This window comes from Micromonospora sp. NPDC049257, assembly GCF_040678915.1.
GTDB lineage: Bacteria > Actinomycetota > Actinomycetes > Mycobacteriales > Micromonosporaceae > Micromonospora > Micromonospora antibiotica.
The window spans coordinates 99,397-119,875 of sequence record NZ_JBFAQU010000002.1 but is presented as its reverse complement, the minus strand read 5'-3'; the positions used below and the strand labels follow the sequence as shown (position 1 = coordinate 119,875).

Sequence of the window (20,479 nt, the reverse complement as noted above, 5' to 3'; positions counted from 1 at the left end):
GGCTCCTCCAGGGGTTGGTTCGGCGGGTCAGGTGTCGGTGCGCGGTGCCGGCACGGGCGGCGGTGGGGGACCGTCCGGCGTGGTGGACGGGGTCAGCGCGGCGGCGACGAGCAGACGGACACCGTAGACCACGACGAGGGTGAGCGCGCCGACGGCGGCGGCCGTGCCCACGGCGGTGCTGGCGACGTACCCGGCGGCGAAGCCCACCGCGCCGAGGAAGATCGCGAGGGACATCCCCCACGGGTCGGTCCACTGTCGACGCAGCCGCCGCCCGAAACCGTCCCGCCGGGCCGGCGGGGTGACCGGGGCCGGCCGGTCCGTCGTCGTCCGGGTGGGTGTGGGGGTGAGGGCCGGGGCGGGGGCGGTGGCCCGGGTCCCCGGGGGTGCCGTCGGTCCGGCCGGGGCGGGCCGGGTCGCCGCCGGTGGGGCGGTCGCCGGGTCGGTCGGTACCTGCGGAGTGTGGTGGGAGGTCGACGTGGTGGGCCACGGTGCCGCCGCCATCGCCGGCCCGCTCGGCCCGTGCGGTGCCGGGTGGCCGGTCGAGATGGTCGGCCCGGGTCCCGCCACCCCGGCGGTCGGCCACGGGTCCGCCGCCGCGCCGGTCGGCCAGGGGTCGGCCACCGCGCCGGTCGGCGCGGGCGGGGCGGCCGGCGGGGAGGAGAGGGTACGGGGCAGCTGCTGGGTGGCCGCCGCGTCGGTGCCGGCCCGCAGCACGGTCTGCAACGGCACCTCGCGGGTGTCCCGCCCGAGCAGCCGCAGCAGCACCTCCTGGGCGGTCGGCCGGGCCCGGTGGTCCTTGTCCAGGCACTGGCCGATCAGGGTGGCCAGTGGGCCGGTGAGCCCGGTCAGGTCCGGGGGGTCGTGCAGGATCCGGTGCAGCACCGCCGCGACGGGGCCGGTGCCGAACGGTGGTTGTCCGCCCGCCGCGAAGGCGATGGTCCCCGCCCAGGCGAACACGTCGCTGGCCGGCCCGACCTCGTCGTCGCGGAACCGTTCCGGGGCCATGTAGGGGGCGGTGCCCATGACGCGGTTGGTCATCGTCTCGGTGACGTCCAACGCGCGGGCGATGCCGAAGTCGATCACCCGGGGGCCGTCCGCCCCGAGGATGACGTTGTCCGGCTTCAGGTCGCAGTGCACCACGTCGGACTGGTGGATCGCGGCGAGCGCGGTGGCGGTGCCCACGGCCAGCCGGTGCAGCGCGTTGCCGCTGATCGGGCCCTGTTCACGGACGTGCCGTTGCAGGGTGACGCCTTCGATGAACTCGCTGACGACGTAGGGCAGCTCACCGTCGACGTCGGCGAAGAGGATCTGCGCGGTGCAGAACGGCGCGACCCGGCGGGCGGCGGCGATCTCCTTGACGAACTGTGCCTTCGCCCGGGGATGCTGGTGCAGGTCCACGTTGATCACTTTGACCGCGACCCATCGGCCCTGCTCGTCGCGGCCCAGGTAGACCACGCCCTGGCCGCCTGCGCCGAGCCTCCCGACCAGTTCGTACGGCCCGGCCTGGCGGGGGTCGCGGGGGCTCAGCGGTGTCACGTCCGGCATCGCTGTCGCTGCCCCCATCGGCCGGTTTTCGGTGCGCTGGTGTGTGTCGTGGTGTGCCGGCGACCCTGCCGGCGACAGGGGTATGGTGCCACGTCCCCGCCACCGGGACATGACACCCTGCCCGTTCGGTGGAGGGTGACGACCCGGCCGGCCGGGTCGCCGACTAACCTTGCGGCCATGCGCCTCTCCGCTCGGGTCGACTATGCCCTCCGCGCGGCCGCCGAGCTCGCGGCGGTCGCCGATGGCGGGGACTCCGGACGGTCCCGTCCCGTCACCGCCGAGCAGATCGCCCGGGCGCAGGACATCCCACCGAAATTCCTGGAGAGCATCCTGCTCCAGTTGCGTCGGGGCAGCATCGTGCACGCCCAGCGGGGTCCCGAGGGCGGTTACTGGTTGGCCCGCCCGGCGGCCGAGATCTCGCTCGCCGAGGTGATCCGGGTCATCGACGGTCCGCTCGCCCACGTCCGGGGGCAGCGCCCCGAACAGCTCGGTTACCACGGTGCGGCGCAGGCGTTGCAGGAGGTCTGGATCGCGTTGCGGGCCAGCGAGCGGGCGATCCTGGAGCAGGTCACCATCGCCGACGTGGCGGCCGGGACACTTCCCGGCCGGATCACCGAGTTGGCTGCCGACCCCCGCGCCTGGAGCTGATCCGCCGCGCCCCGGGGCGTCCCACCCACCGATCAGGGGTTGACCGGGGAGCCGCCGTGCCGCATTCTCGACCAAGTCGATAGGAGATGCCGAAAAGTTCGGAGGGCTCGTGCGCAAGCTTCTGATCCTCGCTCTGGTCGGGTTGGCCGCACAGCTCGTCGACGGCGCGCTCGGCATGGCGTACGGGCTGACCTCGTCGACGCTGCTGCTCTTCGTCGGCGTCGCCCCGGCCGCCGCCTCGGCGTCGGTGCACCTCGCCGAGATCGGCACCACGCTCGCCGCCGGTGTCGCGCACTGGCGGTTCGGCAACGTCGACTGGCGGGTGGTCACCCGGATCGCCCTGCCCGGCGCGGTCGGCGCGTTCGTCGGGGCCACCTTCCTCAGCTCCATCTCCACCGAGAACGCCGCCCCGTGGATGGCCGGCATCCTGTTCACCCTCGGGGCGTACCTGCTGGTGCGTTTCTCCCGCCCGCTGCGCCAGCGTTCCGGTGCCGGGCGGCTGCGTGGCCGGTTCCTCGGCCCGCTGGGCCTGGTCGCCGGGTTCGTCGACGCCACCGGCGGCGGGGGATGGGGTCCGGTGGCCACTCCGGCGCTGCTGGTCTCCGGTCGGATGGAGCCCCGCAAGGTGATCGGGTCGGTGGACACCGCCGAGTTCGTGGTGGCCGGGGCGGCCAGCATCGGCTTCCTGATCGGCCTGGGCAGCGAGGGTTTCCTGCTGCCCACCGTCGCGGCGCTGCTGATCGGCGGCCTGATCGCCGCGCCGGTGGCCGCCTGGCTGGTGCGGATCGTCCCCGCCCAACTGCTGGGCGCCACCATCGGCGGGGTGATCGTGCTGACCAACGCCCGCATCCTGCTCAAGGCCGGTGACGCCGGGTCGACCGTGCGTCCGGTGGTCTACGTGCTGCTCGCCGTGGGTTGGGTGGTCGCCCTGACGTTCGCCGTCCGGGCGTTGCGCCGCACCCGTCGGGCCCGCGCCATCGTCGACGCCGCCACCGCCGAAACCCCCGCCGTCACCACCCCCGCCGACGCGCCCAGCCCCGCCGACGCCGTCGCCACGACGCCGTCGCCGGACACCGCGGCTTCCGCTGTCGCGGCCGGGGTCGTCGCCGGGGCCGCCCCGGCCGACGCCGACGACGACCGGCTCGCCGTCGTCGAGCGCTGAACCACCGACGGGGTACGCGGCCCGCCGTCGCGGCCACGGCGACCGTCGCGCACCGGTGTGACCCGTACGGGGCGGCGACGGTCACCCGGGAAGCGCGCCGCCCCGGGCGGCTCCACCCGTGGCGGTGTCCCCGGCCAGCAGGTCCGTGGCCGCAGCCGACAGCAGTGCCCAGGCCCGGTCCACGTGCTCCGGCCCGGTCAGCGGTGCGCCGACGGCCAGGCGCAGGGTGTACCGGCCGTTGACCCGGGTGTGCGTCAGGTGCACCTGACCGTCGTCGTTGACCCGGGCCAGCAGGGCCGCGCTGGCCTCGTCGCCGGCCCGTAGCCGGAATGTCACCAGGGAGAACGGGTGCGGGGCGGCGATGGCGAACCGGTCGTCGGCGCGGACCCGGGCGGCGAACCGGTCGGCCAGGGCGATCCCGGAGCGCAGGTGCGCGCGCAGCCCCTCGACGCCGTACCAGCGCAGGACGAACCAGAGCTTGAGCGCCCGGAAGCGGCGGCCCAGCGGGACCTGCCAGTCCCGGTAGTCGATCACCGCACCGGATTCGCTTGCGGCGTTGCGCAGGAACTCCGGCATGACGGTCAGCGCCTCGATCAGCTCGCCCCGGTCGGCCACCCAGAAGGCGTCGCAGTCGAAGCCGGTGAGCAGCCACTTGTGCGGGTCGAAGCAGTACGAGTCGGCGTGCTCCACCCCGGCGTGCGACCAGCGCAGCTCGGGGCAGACCGCCGCCGCGCCAGCGTACGCGGCGTCGACGTGCAGCCAGATGCCGTGTTCGGCGCAGATCGCGCCGATCTCCGGCAGCGGGTCGACGGCGGTGGTGGAGGTGGTTCCGATGGTCGCCACCACGATGGCCGGCACCTCGCCGGCGGCCAGGTCCGCCTCGATCGCCGCCCGCAGGGCCGCCGGGCGCATCGCCTGGGTCTGCGGGTCCACCGCGATGGTGCGGACGCCCTGCCCGCCGAGGCCGGCGATGCGGGCCGCCTTCTCGATCGAGGAGTGCCCGTGTGTCGAGGTGTACGCCCGGTACCGGCGGTCGACGCCCACCTCCCGCCAGCGGCCCCCGCTGGCCCGGTGCAGGGCGGCCAGGGTGGCGACCAGGGTCGCCGAGGAGGCGGAGTCCTGGATGACGCCGCCGCCGGTGCCGGTGGAGCGGAACCGCGCGGGCAGGTCCATCAGTTCGACCAGCCAGTCCAGCACCACCGTCTCCAGTTCGGTGCCGGCCGGGTTGGTGGCCCAGAGCATGCCCTGGCTGCCGAGGCCCGAGCTGACCAGGTCGGCGAGCACGCTGGGGCCGCTGGTGTTCGCCGGGAAGTAGCCGAAGAAGCCGGGGTGCTGCCAGTGGGTGACCCGGGGCACGATGATGTCGTCCAGGTCGGCCAGCATCGCCGCGACCGGTTCGCCGTGCGTGGGCGGGGTGGCCGGCAGGGCGGCGGTGACCGTGCCGGGCGGGTCCCGGGGGACCACCGGGCGCTGGTCCAGCGTCCGCCAGTAGTCGGCGACCCAGTCGACCACCGCGTACCCGGCGCGACGGAACTCCTCGGGGTCCATGTGCTCAGCCATGGGCCGAGTCGATCAGGTGGGCCGGTCGGGGGCAAGGGCGGGTACGGGTTGTGCGGGCGGAAAGCGTTGTCCTACGATCCGACTGCGCGGAGTCGAACCATGGACGTCGATGCAAGGCGTCCCGTCACCACCGTCAGCACGGCGCTTCATCCCGCCGGCCCGGGCAGGCCGGCGTCGGCACCGTGCGCTGACCTCCGCGAAAGGCGTTTCCGTGCACCTGAGCCCACCCCGTCGTCGCGCCGCGTTGCTCGCCGCCGCCGCGGCCACCACGCTCGCCGCCGGCACCCTCACCGCCGTGACGGCTTCGGCCGCCGCCGCCGGTTGCCGGGTCGATTACAAGATCAGTAGCCAGTGGGGCGGCGGCTTCGGCGCCGACGTCCTGGTCACCAACCTCGGTGACCCGATCAACGGCTGGACGTTGACCTGGTCCTACACGGCCGGTCAGCAGGTGGCCCAGGCGTGGAACGCCACGGTCACCCAGTCCGGGGCGCAGGTCAGCGCCAAGGACGCCGGCTACAACGCCGCCCTGGGCACCAACGGCACCGCGAGTTTCGGCTTCAACGCGTCGTGGAACAACGCCAGCAACCCGACGCCGGACAGCTTCGTGCTCAACGGCACGACCTGCACCGGTGGCACCGCGCCGACCACCGCGCCCCCGACGACCGCACCGCCGACCACGCCCCCACCCACCACGCCGCCGCCGACCACCCCACCCCCGACGACACCGCCGCCGACCACGCCCCCGCCGACCGATCCGCCGGCCGGGGCCAAGCAGTTGGAGGATCTCGACCGGGGGCTGATCAGCGTCCGCTCCGGCAGCGGGAACCTGGTCTCCTGGCGGCTGCTGGGCACCGAGACCTCCGGGGTGTCGTTCAACCTCTACCGGGGCTCCACCAGGGTCAACGCCTCGCCGATCACCGGGGCCACCAACTACCTGGACAGCGGGGCGGCGGCCGGCTCGGCGTACACCGTGCGGGCGGTGGTGAACGGGGCCGAGCAGGCGGCGTCCGCGTCCGCGCTCCAGTTCGCCAACGGCTACCTGGACGTGCCGATCCAGCCGCCGGCCGGGGGCACCACCCCGAGCGGGGAGGCGTACAGCTACTCGGCCAACGACGCCAGCGTCGGTGACCTCGACGGCGACGGCGACTACGAGATCGTGCTCAAGTGGGACCCGTCCAACGCCAAGGACAACAGCCAGTCCGGCTACACCGGCAACGTCTACGTCGACGCGTACACCCTGACCGGCAGTCGGTTGTGGCGCATCGACCTGGGCCGCAACATCCGGGCGGGCGCCCACTACACCCAGTTCCAGGTGTACGACTACGACGGCGACGGCAGGGCCGAGGTGGCCATGAAGACCGCCGACGGCACCCGCTCGGGCACCGGTCAGCTGATCGGTTCGTCGTCGGCGGACTACCGCAACTCCAGCGGCTACGTGCTGTCCGGCCCGGAGTACCTGACCATGTTCAACGGGCAGACCGGTGCCATCGCCTCCACCGTCAACTACGACCCGCCGCGCGGCACCGTCTCGTCCTGGGGCGACTCGTACGGCAACCGGGTCGACCGGTTCCTCGCCGGCACCGCCTACCTGGACGGGCAGCGGCCGTCGCTGATCATGGCGCGCGGCTACTACACCCGCGCGGTGATCGCCGCCTGGGACTTCCGCAACGGCACCCTGACCAAGCGGTGGACGTTCGACTCCAACGCCTCCGGCAACTCGGCCGCCGCCGGCCAGGGCAACCACCAGCTCTCGGTGGCCGACGTGGACGCCGACGGCCGCCAGGAGATCGTGTACGGCGCGGCCACCATCGACGACAACGGCCGGCTGCTCTATTCCACCGGCAACGGCCACGGCGACGCCCTGCACGTCGGTGACCTGGACCCGGGCCGGGCCGGCCTGGAGATCTTCAAGGTCGACGAGGACGCCAGCAAGCCCAGCTCCTGGTTCGCCGACGCGCGGACCGGTCAGATCATCTGGAGGACCGCGGCCAACGGCGACAACGGTCGGGGCGTCTCGGCCGACATCTGGGCCGGCAGCCCCGGTGCCGAGTCGTGGTCGGCGGCGGTCGACGGGCTGGCCAACACCAGGGGGCAGAACATCGGCCGCAAGCCGTCGTCGATGAACTTCCTCGCCTGGTGGGACGGCGACCCGGTGCGTGAACTCCTCGACGGCACCAAGATCGACAAGTACGGCACGGGTGGCGAGACCCGGCTGCTCACCGGCAGCGACGTGGCCTCCAACAACAGCACCAAGTCCACCCCGGCGCTCTCCGGCGACATCCTGGGCGACTGGCGCGAGGAGGTGATCTGGCGCACCGGCGACAGTCGGGCGCTGCGGATCTACAGCACGCCCACGCCGACCAGCACCCGGATCTACACGCTGATGCACGACCCGCAGTACCGCGCGGCGATCGCCTGGCAGAACACCGCCTACAACCAGCCGCCGCACCCGGGCTTCTTCATCGGTGACGGCATGTCCACCCCGCCCACGCCCAACATCTACCTGCGTTGACGGTGCGGGCCCGGCGCTGGCCGGGCCCCACAAAGCAGGCACCGGGTCGCCAGCCGCGGAATCCGCTCAGCTGGCGACCCGGTGCACCACACCGCAGCACCCCCGACCCGTCCCGACCGGGAGTGCCGTACCACCACCGGTAATAAAGTTAGAGGTCGTCCGCAACGGTGGGGTGACGTCGCTATGAAGAGCGTGTTTCAGACGCTGCGGGACAGCCCGCCGACCACCTTCTCGGCCACCAGCTCGAACGAGCGCACCCGGTCGGCCACGTCGTACACCATGGTGGTGAGCATCAGCTCGTTCGCGCCGGTGCGGGCCAGCAGCTCGGTGAGCTGCCGGCGGACCGTCTCCGGTGAGCCCATCGCCTGACCGTCGCGGCGCTGCCGGACGAACTCCCGCTCGATCTCGGTGTACGGATACCGGGCGGCGTCGTCGGGGCTGGCCAGCGGCTCCGGCCGCCCTGAGCGCAGCTTGAGGAACGACAGCCCGGCGGGGCCGGACAACCACTCGGCCCGCTCGTCGGTGTCGGCGCAGACCACGTTCACCGCCACCATCGCGTACGGCTCGGTCAGCCAGCGCGACGGCCGGAAACTCTGCCGGTAGAGCTGGAGCGCGGGCAGGGTGTGCTGGGAGCTGAAGTGGTGGGCGAACGAGAACGGCAACCCGAGCAGCCCGGCGAGCTGCGCGCTGAACCCGCTGGAGCCGAGCAGCCAGACGGCGGGGGACTGGCCCAGCCCCGGGCTGGCGGTGATCGCGCCCGGGTCGTCGCCGCTGAAGTAGTTCATCAGGTCGGCCAGCTCCCGGGGGAAGCCCTCCGCCGACAGCCCCTCCATGGTCCGGCGCAGGGCCAGCGCGGTCCGCTGGTCGGTGCCGGGGGCCCGGCCGATGCCCAGGTCGATCCGGCCCGGGTGCAGCGCCTCCAGGGTGCCGAACTGTTCGGCGACCACCAGCGGCGCGTGGTTGGGCAGCATCACCCCGCCCGAGCCCAGCCGGATCGTGGTGGTGTGCGCCGCCAGGTGGGCGAGCAGCACCGCCGGTGCGGAGCTGGCGATCGCCGGCATGTTGTGGTGCTCGGCCACCCAGAACCGGCGGTAGCCCAGTTCCTCGGTCCGGCGGGCCAGCTCGGTGGTGTGCGCGAGGGCCTCGGAGGCGGTGGCCCCGGCGGCGACCGGAGCAAGATCAAGAACAGACATCGGTACGTCGATCACGACTTTCCCCAACCCGCCCCACGCCGGATATGTTCCCTGGCCGGCGCGGTCCCCCGCCCGGTCCAGGGGAGGACGGGCAGGTCGACGAGGTCGTGGGGGTCGGCATCGCGACACCGCTGTCGTCGCGGGATCATGAGCCGGGGCACCCCGGTCGACGCGGGGCCCGGGGCCTGCTCGGAGCAGGCACCCGGGTCACTGTGCGTACGTGCAGGTGGTGCCGGGAGCGGGATTCGAACCCGCAAGCCCTTTCGGGCAGAAGTGTTTGAGACTTCCGTGTATGCCGTTCCACCATCCCGGCGGGTGCTGACAACTGTACCCGACTAGGCTCTTGCGGGAGTATGGGCGGTAGCTGTGCCGAGATCGATGGTGGGGGTAGGGCTGGTGGCCGAGACGCAGACGGATGCCGAGCGCAGGCGGGTGTTGATCGCCGAGGACGAGGCGCTCATCCGACTGGACCTGGCCGAGATGCTGGTCGAGGAAGGTTACGAGGTCGTCGGTGAGGCCGGGGACGGCGAGACCGCCGTCCGGTTGGCCGAGGAACTCAAGCCCGATCTGGTCATCCTCGACATCAAGATGCCGATCATGGACGGGCTGGCGGCCGCCGAGCGGATCGCCGGCGCCCGGATCGCCCCGGTGATCATCCTGACCGCGTTCAGCCAGCGTGACCTGGTGGAACGGGCGCGCGCCGCCGGGGCGATGGCCTATCTGGTCAAGCCGTTCCAAAAGAGCGACCTGGTGCCGGCGGTGGAGATCGCCCTCTCCCGCTACTCCGAGATCGCCGCCCTGGAGTCGGAGGTGGCCGGGCTCACCGACCGGCTGGAGATCCGCAAGACGGTCGAGCGCGCCAAGGGTGCGCTGATGACGACGTACGGGATGACCGAGCCGCAGGCGTTCAAGTGGATCCAGCGCACCGCGATGGACCACCGGATGACCATGAAGGAGGTCGCCGAGCGGATCCTCGCCGAGACCGCCGGCGGCGAGATCGCCGAGCAGCCCACCGGCTAGCCGGCCGGGGCGGGGCGTCCGCCGGTTCCGGAGACCACCGTCGGTGGCTAGCATCGATGGATGGCCTCTCGGTGGAGCTTCGCGGTGCTGGTTGTGCTCGCCGCGTCGCTGGTCGCCTGTGATCCGGCGCCCACATCGACCGGTGAGCAGCCGCCGGTCCGACCGGCGTGGCAGCCGCTGACCCTGCCGCCACCACCGGGTCCGCCCGGCCGGGTGCTGCTACGCGACGCGACGGCCTGCGCGGGTCGGTGGTACGCGGTCGGCGGCGTCGCGGATGCCGACGGCGGCACCCGACCGGCCGCCTGGGCCAGCCTGGACGGTACGACCTGGGCGGTGGTGCCGATCGTCGCCGAGTCCTTCTACGGCAGGCAGAACGTGCTCTCCGCAGCCGGCTGCCGCGACGGCGCGTTGGCGGCCGTCGGTGCCAAGACCGGTGGTGCCCACGGCAATCCCCGGGTGAGCACCTGGCGGCAGGGCCCGGACGGCGCACTGGTCGAGGTGTCGGCGTCGTTCGAGACCTACGGCGGGCCCAAGGCGGTGAACGTGTCCCGCCTGGTGGGTGGCCCGCCGGGCTGGTTGATCGTCGGCAACCGCTCCAGCGGCGCGGCGGCGTGGGTGTCCCCGGACGCGGCGGACTTCGCCCTGGTGGAGGGGGCGCCGGAACTGGCCAGTGACGGAGGCGGGATCACCTGGGCCTTCGACGCCACCGCGGTGCCCGGCGGGTGGCTGGCGGTCGGCGGGGTGCTGCCGGGTGGTCGCATCGACCGTGACCCGGTCGCCTGGTCGTCGGCGGACGGCCGCAGTTGGCGGCGGACGACGCTGCCCGGGACGGACCGCTACGAGGAACTACAGCGGGTGGTCCTGACCGGCGACGCGGTGGTGGCGGTCGGGTTGCGGGGTACGGCGTTCGGCGCGTGGCGTCGCGACGACGACCGCTGGGTGGCCGTCGGCGGGTTCGCCGGTGCCGTGCCGTCGCGGGTCCCGTCGGTGGACGCCCTGGTGGCGGCGGACGGCCGGCTGGTGGCGGCGATCTCGGACGGGATATCGCGTGCGGTCTGGACGTCGGTCGACCGGGGCGGTTCCTGGCGGCGGATGGAGCTGCCCGGGCCGGTGCCGGCGGGTGTGGACGGGGACGTCGCGGTGGTGGCGGTGGGGCGGCGACTGTGGATCTTGGTCGACGACGGTGTCCGCCCGGCGGTGTGGACGGCGGAAGTGCCCGCGGACGGCGGGGTCGAGCGACGTGGTGAGGGGCCGAGGTAGAGCTCCAAGGACCAGTCAGGGGCCGACCTGTTACGGGCTCCTGGCCGATCACGCACGTCTTCGTAACGGTTTCGCAGACCACGGGCCAAGGTCTTCCCCGGTCGTATGAGTGTCGGTACGCTCCGCCATCACGAGCCGTAACGCAGGGGGCGTTCCTGCTGGGTGGGTGGTGGTGCGGGCTGTACGGTCGCCGCCCTCCCAGGATGGTCGCCTTCTGCTTTTGGAGGAGGTCAGGAAGCCGTGAGGCGTAGCTATGTACGGGCACTGGGGGCCGCCGCGCTTGCCGTGGCGATGGTCGGTGCCGCAGGTTGCCAGGACACGGGCGGCGGCGAGACCACCGCGTCCGGCGACTGTGGTGGCAAGATCGCTATCTTCGGCGCATTCACCGGTGACAACGCGGGCCTCGTCCTGCCGTCGCTGAACGGTGCGAAGCTCGCCGTTAAGCAGTTCAACGAGAAGAACTCGAACTGCAAGGTCACCTTGCAGGAGTTCGACACCCAGGGCGACCCGGCGGTGGCGACCCCGTTCGCGAACCAGATCGCCGGCGACAACTCGTTCCTCGGTGTGATCGGCGGCCACTTCTCCGGCGAGTCCGACGCCACCATGCCGATCTACCAGGCGGCCGGCCTGGCCATGGTCAGCCCTTCGGCGACCCGGGCCGACCTGACCCAGAAGGGCAACAAGTCCTTCTTCCGGGTGGTCGGCAACGACGGCACCCAGGCGGGGGCCGTGGCCACCTACCTGAAGTCGCAGAACGCGGCGAAGGTCTTCACCATCGACGACGGCAGCGCGTACGGCGCGGGCATCACCGCCGAGCTGGCCAAGAACATCGGCTCGACGCTGGCCGGCACCGACAAGATCCAGGAGAAGCAGGCGCAGTTCGACGCCACCATCTCCAAGATCAAGTCGGCGCAGGCGGACTTCGTCTTCTACGGCGGGTACACCCGCGAGGCGGCTCCGCTGGTCAAGCAGATGCGTGCGGCCGGCATCCAGGCCAAGTTCGTGGGCCCGGACGGCCTCTACGACCCGGCGTTCCCGAAGGGTGCCTCGGGCGGCGCCGAGGGCGCCATCATCACCTGCCCCTGCCTGCCGGCCGACAAGGCGGGCGGCACCTTCTCCGCCGACTACCAGAAGGAGTTCGGCCAGGCGCCCGGCTCCTACGGTGCCGAGGGCTTCGACGGTGCCCAGATCTACCTGGACGCCTTCAAGGACGGCAAGAAGACCCGGGCCGACATCCTGGCCTACGTGAAGGCGTACGACAAGCAGGGCGTCTCGAAGTACATCAAGTTCGACGACAAGGGTGACGTCGACCCGTCGAAGGTCGTCATCTGGGCCTACCAGATCAAGGGCGAGGAAATCAGCGCCCTGCAGGAGCTCAAGCTCAGCTGACGACACAGCAGGGGGTGCGGCCGGGTGCTGTTCCCGGCCGCACTCGATGCAAGGAGACCCCGTGCATTTCGATGAACTGATCGGACACCTCGGCCAGCACACCGTGGACGGCCTGTCCAAGGGTGCCATCTACGCCCTGATCGCTCTTGGCTACACCCTCGTCTATGGCGTCCTGCGCCTGATCAACTTCGCCCACTCCGAGGTTTTCATGGTCGGCACCTTCGCGGTGCTGGGCCTGTGGACCGCGTTCGGGGTAAAGAACAACCCGCCGATCGGCCAGGCGGTGCTCTTCTTGGTGCTCGGCCTCATCGCCGCAGCGATCGCGTCCGGTGGTACCGCCCTGGCGATCGAACGGATCGCCTACCGCCCCCTGCGCCGTAAGAACGCGCCACCGCTGATCTTCCTGATCACCGCGATCGGAATCTCCCTGGTGCTGGTCGAGGTCTTCGGCCTGCTCCTGCCGGACGTGGCGGGTGGCGCGTTGCCGACCCTGTTCGGTCGGGCCCGGCAGATCGTCGGTATGCCGACGATCATCCAGCAGGAGACGCTGCTCCAGATCGGCAACACCGCGATCACCAACATCCAGTTGATCGTCTTCGTGTCGGCCGTGGTGATGATGGCCCTCCTGGACTGGTTCATCAACCGCACCCGGTACGGCCGGGGCGTGCGCGCGGTGGCGCAGAACCCGGAGACCGCCGCGCTGATGGGCGTCAACCAGGAGCGTGTGATCATGTTGATCTTCATGCTCGGTGGCATCATGGCCGGTGCGGCGGCACTGCTGTGGAGCATGCGGTTCGGCTTCACCCAGAACAGCATCGGCTTCGTACTCGGTCTCAAGGCCTTCACGGCCGCGGTGCTCGGCGGCATCGGCAACCTGCGGGGCGCCCTGGTGGGTGGCCTGTTCCTCGGCATCGTCGAGGTCTACGGCGCGACGCTCTTCGCCTCCAACTGGGAGGACGTCATCGCCTTCGTGGTGCTGATCGTCGTGCTGATGTTCCGCCCGACCGGCCTGTTGGGCGAGTCGCTCGGGAGGGCCCGCGCATGATCGACAAGATTCGTTCCGCAGACCGACGACGGGTCAGCGTGCTGACTTCCGTCGGCGACCGGTTCCGGGCGCTGCCGAAGTGGCAGCAGGCTGCGGCGATCGTGGCTCTGGTGGCCTTCCTGTACTACCTGCCGTTGCTCGGCATCCCCGGCCTGACCTGGCTGCGGACCGACTCCATCGCGGGCGGCAACAACTGGGCCGGCGTGCTGTTCGTCTGCGCCATCTATGTCCTGGTCGCCATCGGCCTGAACGTGGTGGTCGGCCTGGCCGGCCTGCTCGACCTGGGCTACATCGGGTTCTTCGCCATCGGCGCCTACAGCGTCGCGCTCTTCGGCTCGGTCAACTCGCCGGTGGTCAAGTGGATCCAGCAGGAGTTCGACCTGCCGCCGACGTGGGCGGTGACCTGGGCGGTCTGCCTGCTTCTCGCCATCGTGCTCACGCTGATCTCCGGCGTGCTGCTCGGCTGGCCGACGCTGCGCCTGCGCGGTGACTACCTGGCCATCGTGACGCTGGGCTTCGGCGAGATCATCCGGATCGTGGCACGCAACGCCACCGGTCTGACCAACGGCCCGCAGGGCATCTCGGCCATCCCGGGCCCGGAGGGCCCGCCGTCGGGGGACAACAAGGTCTTCGGCCTGATCGACGCGAAGCCCTGGTACTGGCTGGCGATCACGATGGTGCTGCTGATGGTCTTCCTGGTCCGCCGGCTGGAGCACAGCCGGGTGGGCAGGGCCTGGCTGGCGGTGCGTGAGGACGAGGACGCCGCTGCGGTGATGGGGGTCTACCCGTTCAAGGCCAAGCTCTGGGCCTTCGCCATCGGCGCGGCGCTGGGCGGACTGTCCGGGTTCCTCTTCGGCAGCCGGAACGCGTTCATCGACCCGACCCAGTTCAACGCGAACCTCTCCATCCTCTTCGTCGCCATGGTCGTCGTCGGTGGATCGGGGAACATGATCGGTGTCTCGCTCGGCGCGGTGTTGCTGGCCTACCTACCGGAGCGGTTCCGGGAGGTCGCCGACTACCGGTGGCTGGCCTTCGGCCTCGCCATGGTGCTGGTGATGATCCTGCGTCCGCAGGGCCTCATCCCGAGCCGACGGCGGGCCCGTGAGTTGAAGGATCGCGCGGCGGCTGCAGAGGAGGCGCCCGCTCATGTCTGACCAGATGACCACCACGACGCCGAAGATTCCGGCCCAGCCGGGCCCGAAGCCGGTGCTGCTCGAGGTCGACGAGGTCACGCTCCGCTTCGGTGGAGTGGTGGCCCTCGACAAGATCAATTTCAAGATCTACGAGGGCGAGATCCTCGGGCTCATCGGTCCGAACGGCGCGGGCAAGACCACCAGTTTCAACGTGATGACCGGCGTCTACCGGCCCACCTCCGGGGCCGTCCGGTTCCGGGGTGAGAAGGTGACCGGCCGCAAGCCGCACCAGATCAGCCGGATGGGCATCTCCCGCACGTTCCAGAACATCCGGCTCTTCCCGGAGATGACGGCGCTGGAGAACGTCATGGTCGGGACGGACTCCCGGCACAAGACCAGCGTGCCGGGTGCGCTGTTCCGGCTGTACCGGGTCAAGCCGAAGCCGGAGGAGCTGCCGCAGGTGACCGCCACGTCCGGCATCGTACGGACCTGGCAGGAGATCCGTCGGACCTGCGCCAAGGTGTTCGGGTTGTCCCGGCACATCCTCGAGGAGCGGGCCGCCGAGGCGAAGTCGCTGGAGCTGCTGCGCTTCGTCGGCATCGCCGACCGGGCCAACGACGAGGCGCGCAACCTGCCGTACGGTTACCAGCGCCGGCTGGAGATCGCCCGGGCCCTCGCGACCGAGCCGAAGCTGATCTGTCTGGACGAGCCGGCTGCCGGCTTCAACCCGGCGGAGAAGGAGGAACTGCTCTCCCTGATCCGCAGGATCCGTGACATGGGGCTGACCGTGCTGCTGATCGAGCACGACATGCGCCTGGTCATGGGGGTCACCGACCGGATCGTGGTGCTGGAGTTCGGCCGGAAGATCGCCGAGGGTGCGCCGGCCGAAGTCAGTCGAGACCCGCGGGTGATCGCCGCGTACCTGGGGGAGCCCGCCGATGGCGCTGCTTGAGCTGGACAACGTAAGCGTGTCGTACGGCCGCATCGAGGCGCTGCACGGCATCAGCCTGACCGTCAACGAGGGCGAGGTGGTGGCACTGATCGGCGCGAACGGCGCCGGCAAGACCACCACCATGCGGGCCATCTCCGGCATCCGGACCCTGTCCCAGGGGCGGATCTCCTTCAACGGCGAGGACATCAGCAGGCTCCGGGCCGACCTGCGGGTGGTCCGGGGGCTGTGCCAGTCGCCCGAGGGCCGGCAGATCTTCCCCGGCATGACGGTGCTGGAGAACCTGGACATGGGGGCGTACACCCGGCGGGACTCCGCCGGTATCGCCGCCGACCTGGACCGGGTGATGACCCTCTTTCCCCGGCTGGCCGAGCGGCGCAAGCAGGCCGGCGGCACGCTCTCCGGCGGTGAGCAGCAGATGCTGGCCGTCGGTCGGGCGCTGATGAGCCGGCCGAAGCTGCTCCTGCTCGACGAGCCGTCGATGGGGCTGGCGCCGATGGTCATCCGACAGATCTTCGACATCATCACGGAGATCAACCAGCAGCAGGGCATCACCATCCTGTTGGTGGAGCAGAACGCCCAGCAGGCGCTCTCCCGGGCCCACCGGGGTTACGTGCTGGAGACCGGCCGGATCGTCAAGGAGGGGTCCGGTCAGGACCTGCTCACCGACCCGGCGGTCAAGGAGGCGTACCTCGGCGTGTCCTGACCGCACCAGGCACGACGAACCGGCCGGCGAGTCACTCGCCGGCCGGTTCGTCAGTGGGTACCGGGGCCGACCGCTGTCCCCAGCGTCGAGTCGGCCCGCCGGTGGGCGGATCAGTTCATGTAGCCGCGGAGGAAGTATCCCCGCTCGCCGCACCGGTCGAAGGGCACGAGGCCCACGGCGACGCCGGATCCCGTCGGCTCCGCCACGCACGACTTGGTACCGAAGGTGCAGGTGTAGGCCTCGTACTGATGGCTCGCGACCCGTGCCGCGCCCGTGCTCCGGCACTCGGCTTCCGACGAGTAGAAGCCACCATTGACCCACACCCCCGCATGTGCGGGACCTGCCATGAAGGCGACGGCCCCGGCCGTGGCCAGGACCGACATCGCAACGGTTCTCGCAACTTTCCGCATGGCTCTCCGTCGTCTCCCATCGTGATTTCGCTGTTCTTCGGCACTGTGTGTTGTCTGCCAGCTTTTCCGGAACCGATAAGCGGGCGTACGCGTCCCCGGCCTGCTCGCCACGACGGCCACCGCCGGGTCAGCTGACCGGAGGCACGCGTCGACCCGGACCGTTCGATATGCCGTTCACGTTTTCTGGAATAAGCGTTTCAGGGCATGGCGGCATCGCCCGTCCTGCGTATTTCCGCAACACGGGACGGGTGATGTCACTGAAGGTCGGGTGTGAGCCGGCCGCTATTCCTGGCGAGCCCGCGTCAGTTCATGTACCCGCGGAGCCGGTAGAAGTTCTTCTTGGCGACGTTGTCCCATTCCTTGGTGCAGGTGTACGTCTGGTACATCCCGATCAGCTTGCGACCGTCACCGACGGCCTGGCAGTCGGACAGGACCTGATAGAGCCCGCCGTCCACCCAGACCCCGGCATATGCCGGGCTTCCCACGAGCGTGACACCGGCCGCCGCGACAGCGACAGCGACGCTTAATCGTCGCGCCAGCTTTTTCATCCCCCGCTCCAATCTTTCGGTTGCTGTTCGTCAATACGATGCTGGTGTCGAAGATGCATGTCAAGCCTTGAAATCGGTGTGGAGGTGTGCGAGTCGAGGTAATCCTGTCCCCCATTCGGGCTACTGCTGGCCAGGTCGGCGTGAGGGTGACCGGTGTTCGGCGGCGAGGGACAGCGGCCGATTTCGACCGCTGACAGGGTGGTGCTCATTGCGCTGCACGGGGGTCGGCACGCTTTACGAGGGCCATCACGTTTACGGGGACCGTCGGGCTTTGCGGGGACCATCGCGTACCACGGGCAGTGGTGAACAATGGTGGATTCCTTGCCGGTCCGGTGCCGCCGGCGGTTCGCCGGGCGCACTCGCGCTCCCGGCGGAGGCGTTGTCCGATGCGCCGACCTGCGCGATCGCCACGTGCGGCGGGCCTCCTCGCGATCACCGCGTGCGGCGGGCCTCCTCGCGTGCGGCGCGGGCCGTGGTCCGGCCGCCGGACCGATCCGGAAACAGGGCGTCCTGATCCGGGAGGGGGGTGGTCGGTCGTCGCACGACCCGGTGCTGGCGCGCGAGCACTGTCGGTATCCCGTACTAGAGTCGCTGCCGTGACAGCTACGACGCCGCGCCTGCTTCTCGTCGACGGACACTCCCTGGCATACCGGGCGTTCTTCGCCCTGCCGGTGGAGAACTTCTCCACCACGACCGGGCAGCCGACCAACGCGGTCTACGGCTTCACCTCGATGCTGATCAACGTGCTCCGCGACGAGCAGCCCACCCACATCGTGGTCGCCTTCGACGTCTCCCGCCGTTCCTTCCGCACCGAGAAGTACGCGGAGTACAAGGCCGGCCGCAGCGAGACCCCGGCCGACTTCAAGGGGCAGGTCAGTCTGGTCAAGGAGGTCCTCGACGCGCTGCGCATCCCGGTCGTCGAGCGCGAGGGCTACGAGGCCGACGACGTCATCGCCACCCTGGCCTGCCAGGCCCGCGACCAGGGCATGCAGGTGCTGATCAGCACCGGCGACCGGGACGCCTTCCAGCTCGTCGGCGACACCGTGACCGTGCTCTACCCCCGCAAGGGCGTCTCCGACCTGGCCCGGATGGACCCGGCCGCGATCGAGGCGAAATACGGTGTCGGCCCGCAGCGCTACCGCGACCTGGCCGCGCTGGTCGGCGAGACCAGCGACAACCTGCCCGGCATCCCCGGCGTCGGCCCCAAGACGGCCGCCAAGTGGATCACCACCTACGGCGGGGTCGAGGGCGTGATCGCCCACGCCGACGAGATCAAGGGCAAAGCCGGCGACAGCCTGCGCGAGCGGCTCGCCGACGTGATCCGCAACTACGAGATCAACTGTCTGGTCTCCGACCTGGAGCTCCCGATCCGTCCCGAGGACGCCCGCTGGCAGGGCTGGGACCGGGAGGCCGTGCACCAGGTCTTCGACACGCTCCAGTTCCGCATCCTGCGCGACCGGCTCTACCAGTACCTGGAGGCGGTGGAGCCGGAGGCCGAGGCGGGCTTCGACCTGACCGCCGAGGTGCTCACCGCGCCCGGCGCGTTGACCGACTGGCTGGCCACGCACGCCCCGGTCGGCACCCAGGTCGGTGTGGCGGTGAAGACGCCGGCCAAGCCGAAGGAACCCCGCGAGCGTTACGAGCCGCAGCTGGAGGCGCTGGCGTTCGCGCTGGCCACCGGCCCGGCGGCGTGGCTGGACCCGACGACGCTGGCCGAGGCCGACGAGCGCGCCCTGGCCGACTGGTTGGCCGACCCGCAGCAACCGAAGGTGCTGCACGACAGCAAGCACGCCCGGCTGGCCTTCGCCGCCCGGGGCTGGGACCTGGCCGGCGTCGCCCGGGACACCGAGGTCGCCGCCTACCTGGCCCGTCCCGACCAGCGCTCCTACGACCTGACCGACCTGGCGCTGCGCTACCTGCACCGCGAGCTGCGGGTCGACGCGCCGGAGACCGGGCAGCTCACCTTCGACGGCCTCGGTGACGACGGCGAGGCCGAGCAGAACCTGATGCTGCAGGCGCGGGCCACCCTCGACCTGGCCGACGCGATCGACGCCGAGCTGTCCCGCGACGGCGAGCAGTCGGCCCGGTTGATGGCCGAGGTGGAGCTGCCCCTGTCCGAGGTGCTCGCCGCGATGCAGCGCGTCGGCATCGGTGCCGACCTGGACTACCTCCAGGAGCTGGAGGCGCACTTCGCGGGCGAGGTGAAGTCCGCCGCGCAGAGCGCGTACGCCGCCGTGGGGCGGGAGTTCAACCTGGGTTCGCCCAAGCAGCTCCAGGAGTTGCTCTTCGGGGAGCTGGGGCTGCCCAAGACCAAGAAGATCAAGACCGGCTACACCACCGACGCCGACGCGCTCCAGTGGCTGCACGCGCAGAACCCGCACCCGGTGCTGGAGCACCTGCTGCGGCACCGGGACGTGGCGAAGCTCAAGACCACCGTCGACGGCCTGCTCAAGTCGGTCGCCGACGACGGCCGCATCCACACCACGTTCAAGCAGACCGTGGCGGCCACCGGCCGGCTCTCCTCCACCGACCCGAATCTCCAGAACATCCCGATCCGCACCGAGGAGGGCCGGCGCATCCGCCGGGCCTTCGTGGTGGGCGACGGCTACCAGACGTTGCTCACCGCCGACTACAGCCAGATCGAGATGCGGATCATGGCGCACCTGTCCCTGGACGAGGCGCTGATCGAGGCGTTCAACTCCGGCCACGACTTCCACGCCGCCACCGCGTCGTCGGTCTTCACCGTCCCGGTCGGCGAGGTCACCGCCGACCAGCGCCGAAAGATCAAGGCGATGAACTACGGCCTGGCGTACGGGCTGAGCGCCTTCGGCCTGTCCCAGCAGCTCGGCATCACCGCCGAGGAAGCCCGCGGGCTGATGGACAACTACTTCGCCGGTTTCGGCGGGGTGCGTGACTACCTGCACGAGGTGGTGGCCCGGGCCCGCCAGGACGGCTACACCTCCACCGTCCTGGGCCGCCGCCGCTACCTGCCCGACCTGGTCAGCGACAACCGGCAGCGCCGGGACATGGCCGAGCGGATGGCGCTCAACGCCCCGATCCAGGGCTCGGCGGCCGACATCATCAAGGTCGCCATGCTGCGCGTCGACACCGCGCTGCGCGACGCCGGGCTGCGTTCCCGGATGCTGCTCCAGGTGCACGACGAGCTGGTCTTCGAGGTTGCCCCCGACGAGCGGGAGGCGCTGGAGGCCCTGGTCCGGCAGGAGATGGGGGCGGCCTATCCGCTGTCGGTGCCCCTGGAGGTCTCCGTCGGCGCGGGCCGGGACTGGAACAGCGCCGACCACTAGGCCGGTCGGCCACCAGGGCGGTGGCCCGTTGGGCCACGGCCTTTCGGGTCGGTGGTCGGCGACCTGACCAGGGAATTCTGACGGGGACGAGGGG

The 20,479-nt window shown here is 71.0% G+C and carries 16 protein-coding genes and 1 tRNA gene; 11 read left to right on the top strand and 6 right to left on the bottom strand.

Annotated features, from left to right (window positions below; translation table 11 throughout):
• Positions 1 to 27: 27 nt before the first annotated feature.
• The gene (locus AB0K25_RS04480) at positions 28 to 1,545 is read right to left on the bottom strand and encodes a serine/threonine-protein kinase (RefSeq protein WP_363818412.1); all 1,518 of its coding nucleotides are present in this window, start codon (positions 1,543 to 1,545) and stop codon (positions 28 to 30) included.
• A gap of 177 nt (positions 1,546 to 1,722) precedes the next feature.
• Between AB0K25_RS04480 and AB0K25_RS04475 the strand changes: the two genes are divergently transcribed.
• Both AB0K25_RS04475 and AB0K25_RS04470 read left to right on the top strand, forming a co-directional pair.
• Positions 1,723 to 2,193, top strand: a complete 471-nt coding sequence (locus AB0K25_RS04475) for an Rrf2 family transcriptional regulator (protein ID WP_219463812.1) — start codon at positions 1,723 to 1,725, stop codon at positions 2,191 to 2,193.
• Between the two features lie 109 nt (positions 2,194 to 2,302).
• On the top strand, positions 2,303 to 3,355 hold the full coding sequence (locus tag AB0K25_RS04470) for a sulfite exporter TauE/SafE family protein (protein ID WP_357536906.1): 1,053 nt from the start codon (positions 2,303 to 2,305) through the stop codon (positions 3,353 to 3,355).
• Positions 3,356 to 3,436: 81 nt separating this feature from the next.
• Here AB0K25_RS04470 and AB0K25_RS04465 read toward each other — a convergent pair whose 3' ends face one another.
• A complete protein-coding gene (locus AB0K25_RS04465; protein ID WP_363818408.1) occupies positions 3,437 to 4,915 on the bottom strand; it encodes a pyridoxal-dependent decarboxylase in 1,479 nt (492 codons plus the stop codon).
• A gap of 211 nt (positions 4,916 to 5,126) precedes the next feature.
• Here AB0K25_RS04465 and AB0K25_RS04460 point away from each other — a divergent pair, with 211 nt between their 5' ends.
• Complete coding sequence (locus AB0K25_RS04460) at positions 5,127 to 7,427, top strand: cellulose binding domain-containing protein (RefSeq protein ID WP_357536902.1); 2,301 nt, start codon at positions 5,127 to 5,129, stop codon at positions 7,425 to 7,427.
• A 197-nt stretch (positions 7,428 to 7,624) separates the two neighbouring features.
• Here the strand turns inward: AB0K25_RS04460 and AB0K25_RS04455 are convergent, their stop codons facing one another.
• Together AB0K25_RS04455 and AB0K25_RS04450 are read right to left on the bottom strand one after the other, a co-directional pair.
• On the bottom strand, positions 7,625 to 8,635 hold the full coding sequence (locus AB0K25_RS04455) for an LLM class flavin-dependent oxidoreductase (RefSeq protein WP_363818405.1): 1,011 nt from the start codon (positions 8,633 to 8,635) through the stop codon (positions 7,625 to 7,627).
• Positions 8,636 to 8,847: 212 nt separating this feature from the next.
• Positions 8,848 to 8,933: transfer RNA gene (locus tag AB0K25_RS04450), tRNA-Leu, on the bottom strand.
• 83 nt (positions 8,934 to 9,016) lie between these two features.
• Between AB0K25_RS04450 and AB0K25_RS04445 the strand changes: the two genes are divergently transcribed.
• The 7 genes from AB0K25_RS04445 (at position 9,017) to AB0K25_RS04415 (ending at position 16,122) form a co-directional block, all read left to right on the top strand.
• On the top strand, positions 9,017 to 9,640 hold the full coding sequence (locus tag AB0K25_RS04445; protein ID WP_208569243.1) for a response regulator: 624 nt from the start codon (positions 9,017 to 9,019) through the stop codon (positions 9,638 to 9,640).
• 60 nt (positions 9,641 to 9,700) lie between these two features.
• Positions 9,701 to 10,900, top strand: a complete 1,200-nt coding sequence (locus tag AB0K25_RS04440; RefSeq protein WP_219463808.1) for a hypothetical protein — start codon at positions 9,701 to 9,703, stop codon at positions 10,898 to 10,900.
• Between the two features lie 240 nt (positions 10,901 to 11,140).
• Positions 11,141 to 12,289, top strand: coding sequence for a branched-chain amino acid ABC transporter substrate-binding protein (locus tag AB0K25_RS04435; protein ID WP_219463806.1), 1,149 nt, complete (start codon positions 11,141 to 11,143; stop codon positions 12,287 to 12,289).
• A gap of 61 nt (positions 12,290 to 12,350) precedes the next feature.
• Positions 12,351 to 13,334, top strand: coding sequence for a branched-chain amino acid ABC transporter permease (locus tag AB0K25_RS04430; RefSeq protein ID WP_208569240.1), 984 nt, complete (start codon positions 12,351 to 12,353; stop codon positions 13,332 to 13,334).
• On the top strand, positions 13,331 to 14,488 hold the full coding sequence (locus AB0K25_RS04425) for a branched-chain amino acid ABC transporter permease (protein WP_219463798.1): 1,158 nt from the start codon (positions 13,331 to 13,333) through the stop codon (positions 14,486 to 14,488). Before AB0K25_RS04430 ends, AB0K25_RS04425 begins: the two co-directional genes overlap by 4 nt.
• Complete coding sequence (locus AB0K25_RS04420; protein ID WP_219463796.1) at positions 14,481 to 15,419, top strand: ABC transporter ATP-binding protein; 939 nt, start codon at positions 14,481 to 14,483, stop codon at positions 15,417 to 15,419. The genes AB0K25_RS04425 and AB0K25_RS04420 overlap by 8 nt, the downstream gene beginning before the upstream one ends.
• Positions 15,406 to 16,122 carry an ABC transporter ATP-binding protein gene (locus AB0K25_RS04415; RefSeq protein WP_219463794.1) on the top strand — a complete coding sequence of 239 codons (717 nt, stop codon included), beginning with the start codon at positions 15,406 to 15,408 and terminating at the stop codon, positions 16,120 to 16,122. The genes AB0K25_RS04420 and AB0K25_RS04415 overlap by 14 nt, the downstream gene beginning before the upstream one ends.
• 110 nt (positions 16,123 to 16,232) lie before the next feature.
• On the opposite strand, the gene AB0K25_RS04410 is transcribed toward AB0K25_RS04415, so the two are convergent.
• Together AB0K25_RS04410 and AB0K25_RS04405 are read right to left on the bottom strand one after the other, a co-directional pair.
• Entirely contained in the window at positions 16,233 to 16,505 is a 273-nt protein-coding gene (locus tag AB0K25_RS04410; protein WP_219463792.1) for a hypothetical protein, read from the bottom strand.
• A gap of 329 nt (positions 16,506 to 16,834) precedes the next feature.
• Entirely contained in the window at positions 16,835 to 17,017 is a 183-nt protein-coding gene (locus tag AB0K25_RS04405; protein ID WP_219463790.1) for a hypothetical protein, read from the bottom strand.
• 659 nt (positions 17,018 to 17,676) lie between these two features.
• On the opposite strand from AB0K25_RS04405, the gene polA reads away from it, so the two are divergent.
• Positions 17,677 to 20,385, top strand: coding sequence for a DNA polymerase I (gene polA, locus AB0K25_RS04400; protein WP_219463787.1), 2,709 nt, complete (start codon positions 17,677 to 17,679; stop codon positions 20,383 to 20,385).
• Positions 20,386 to 20,479: the final 94 nt, after the last annotated feature.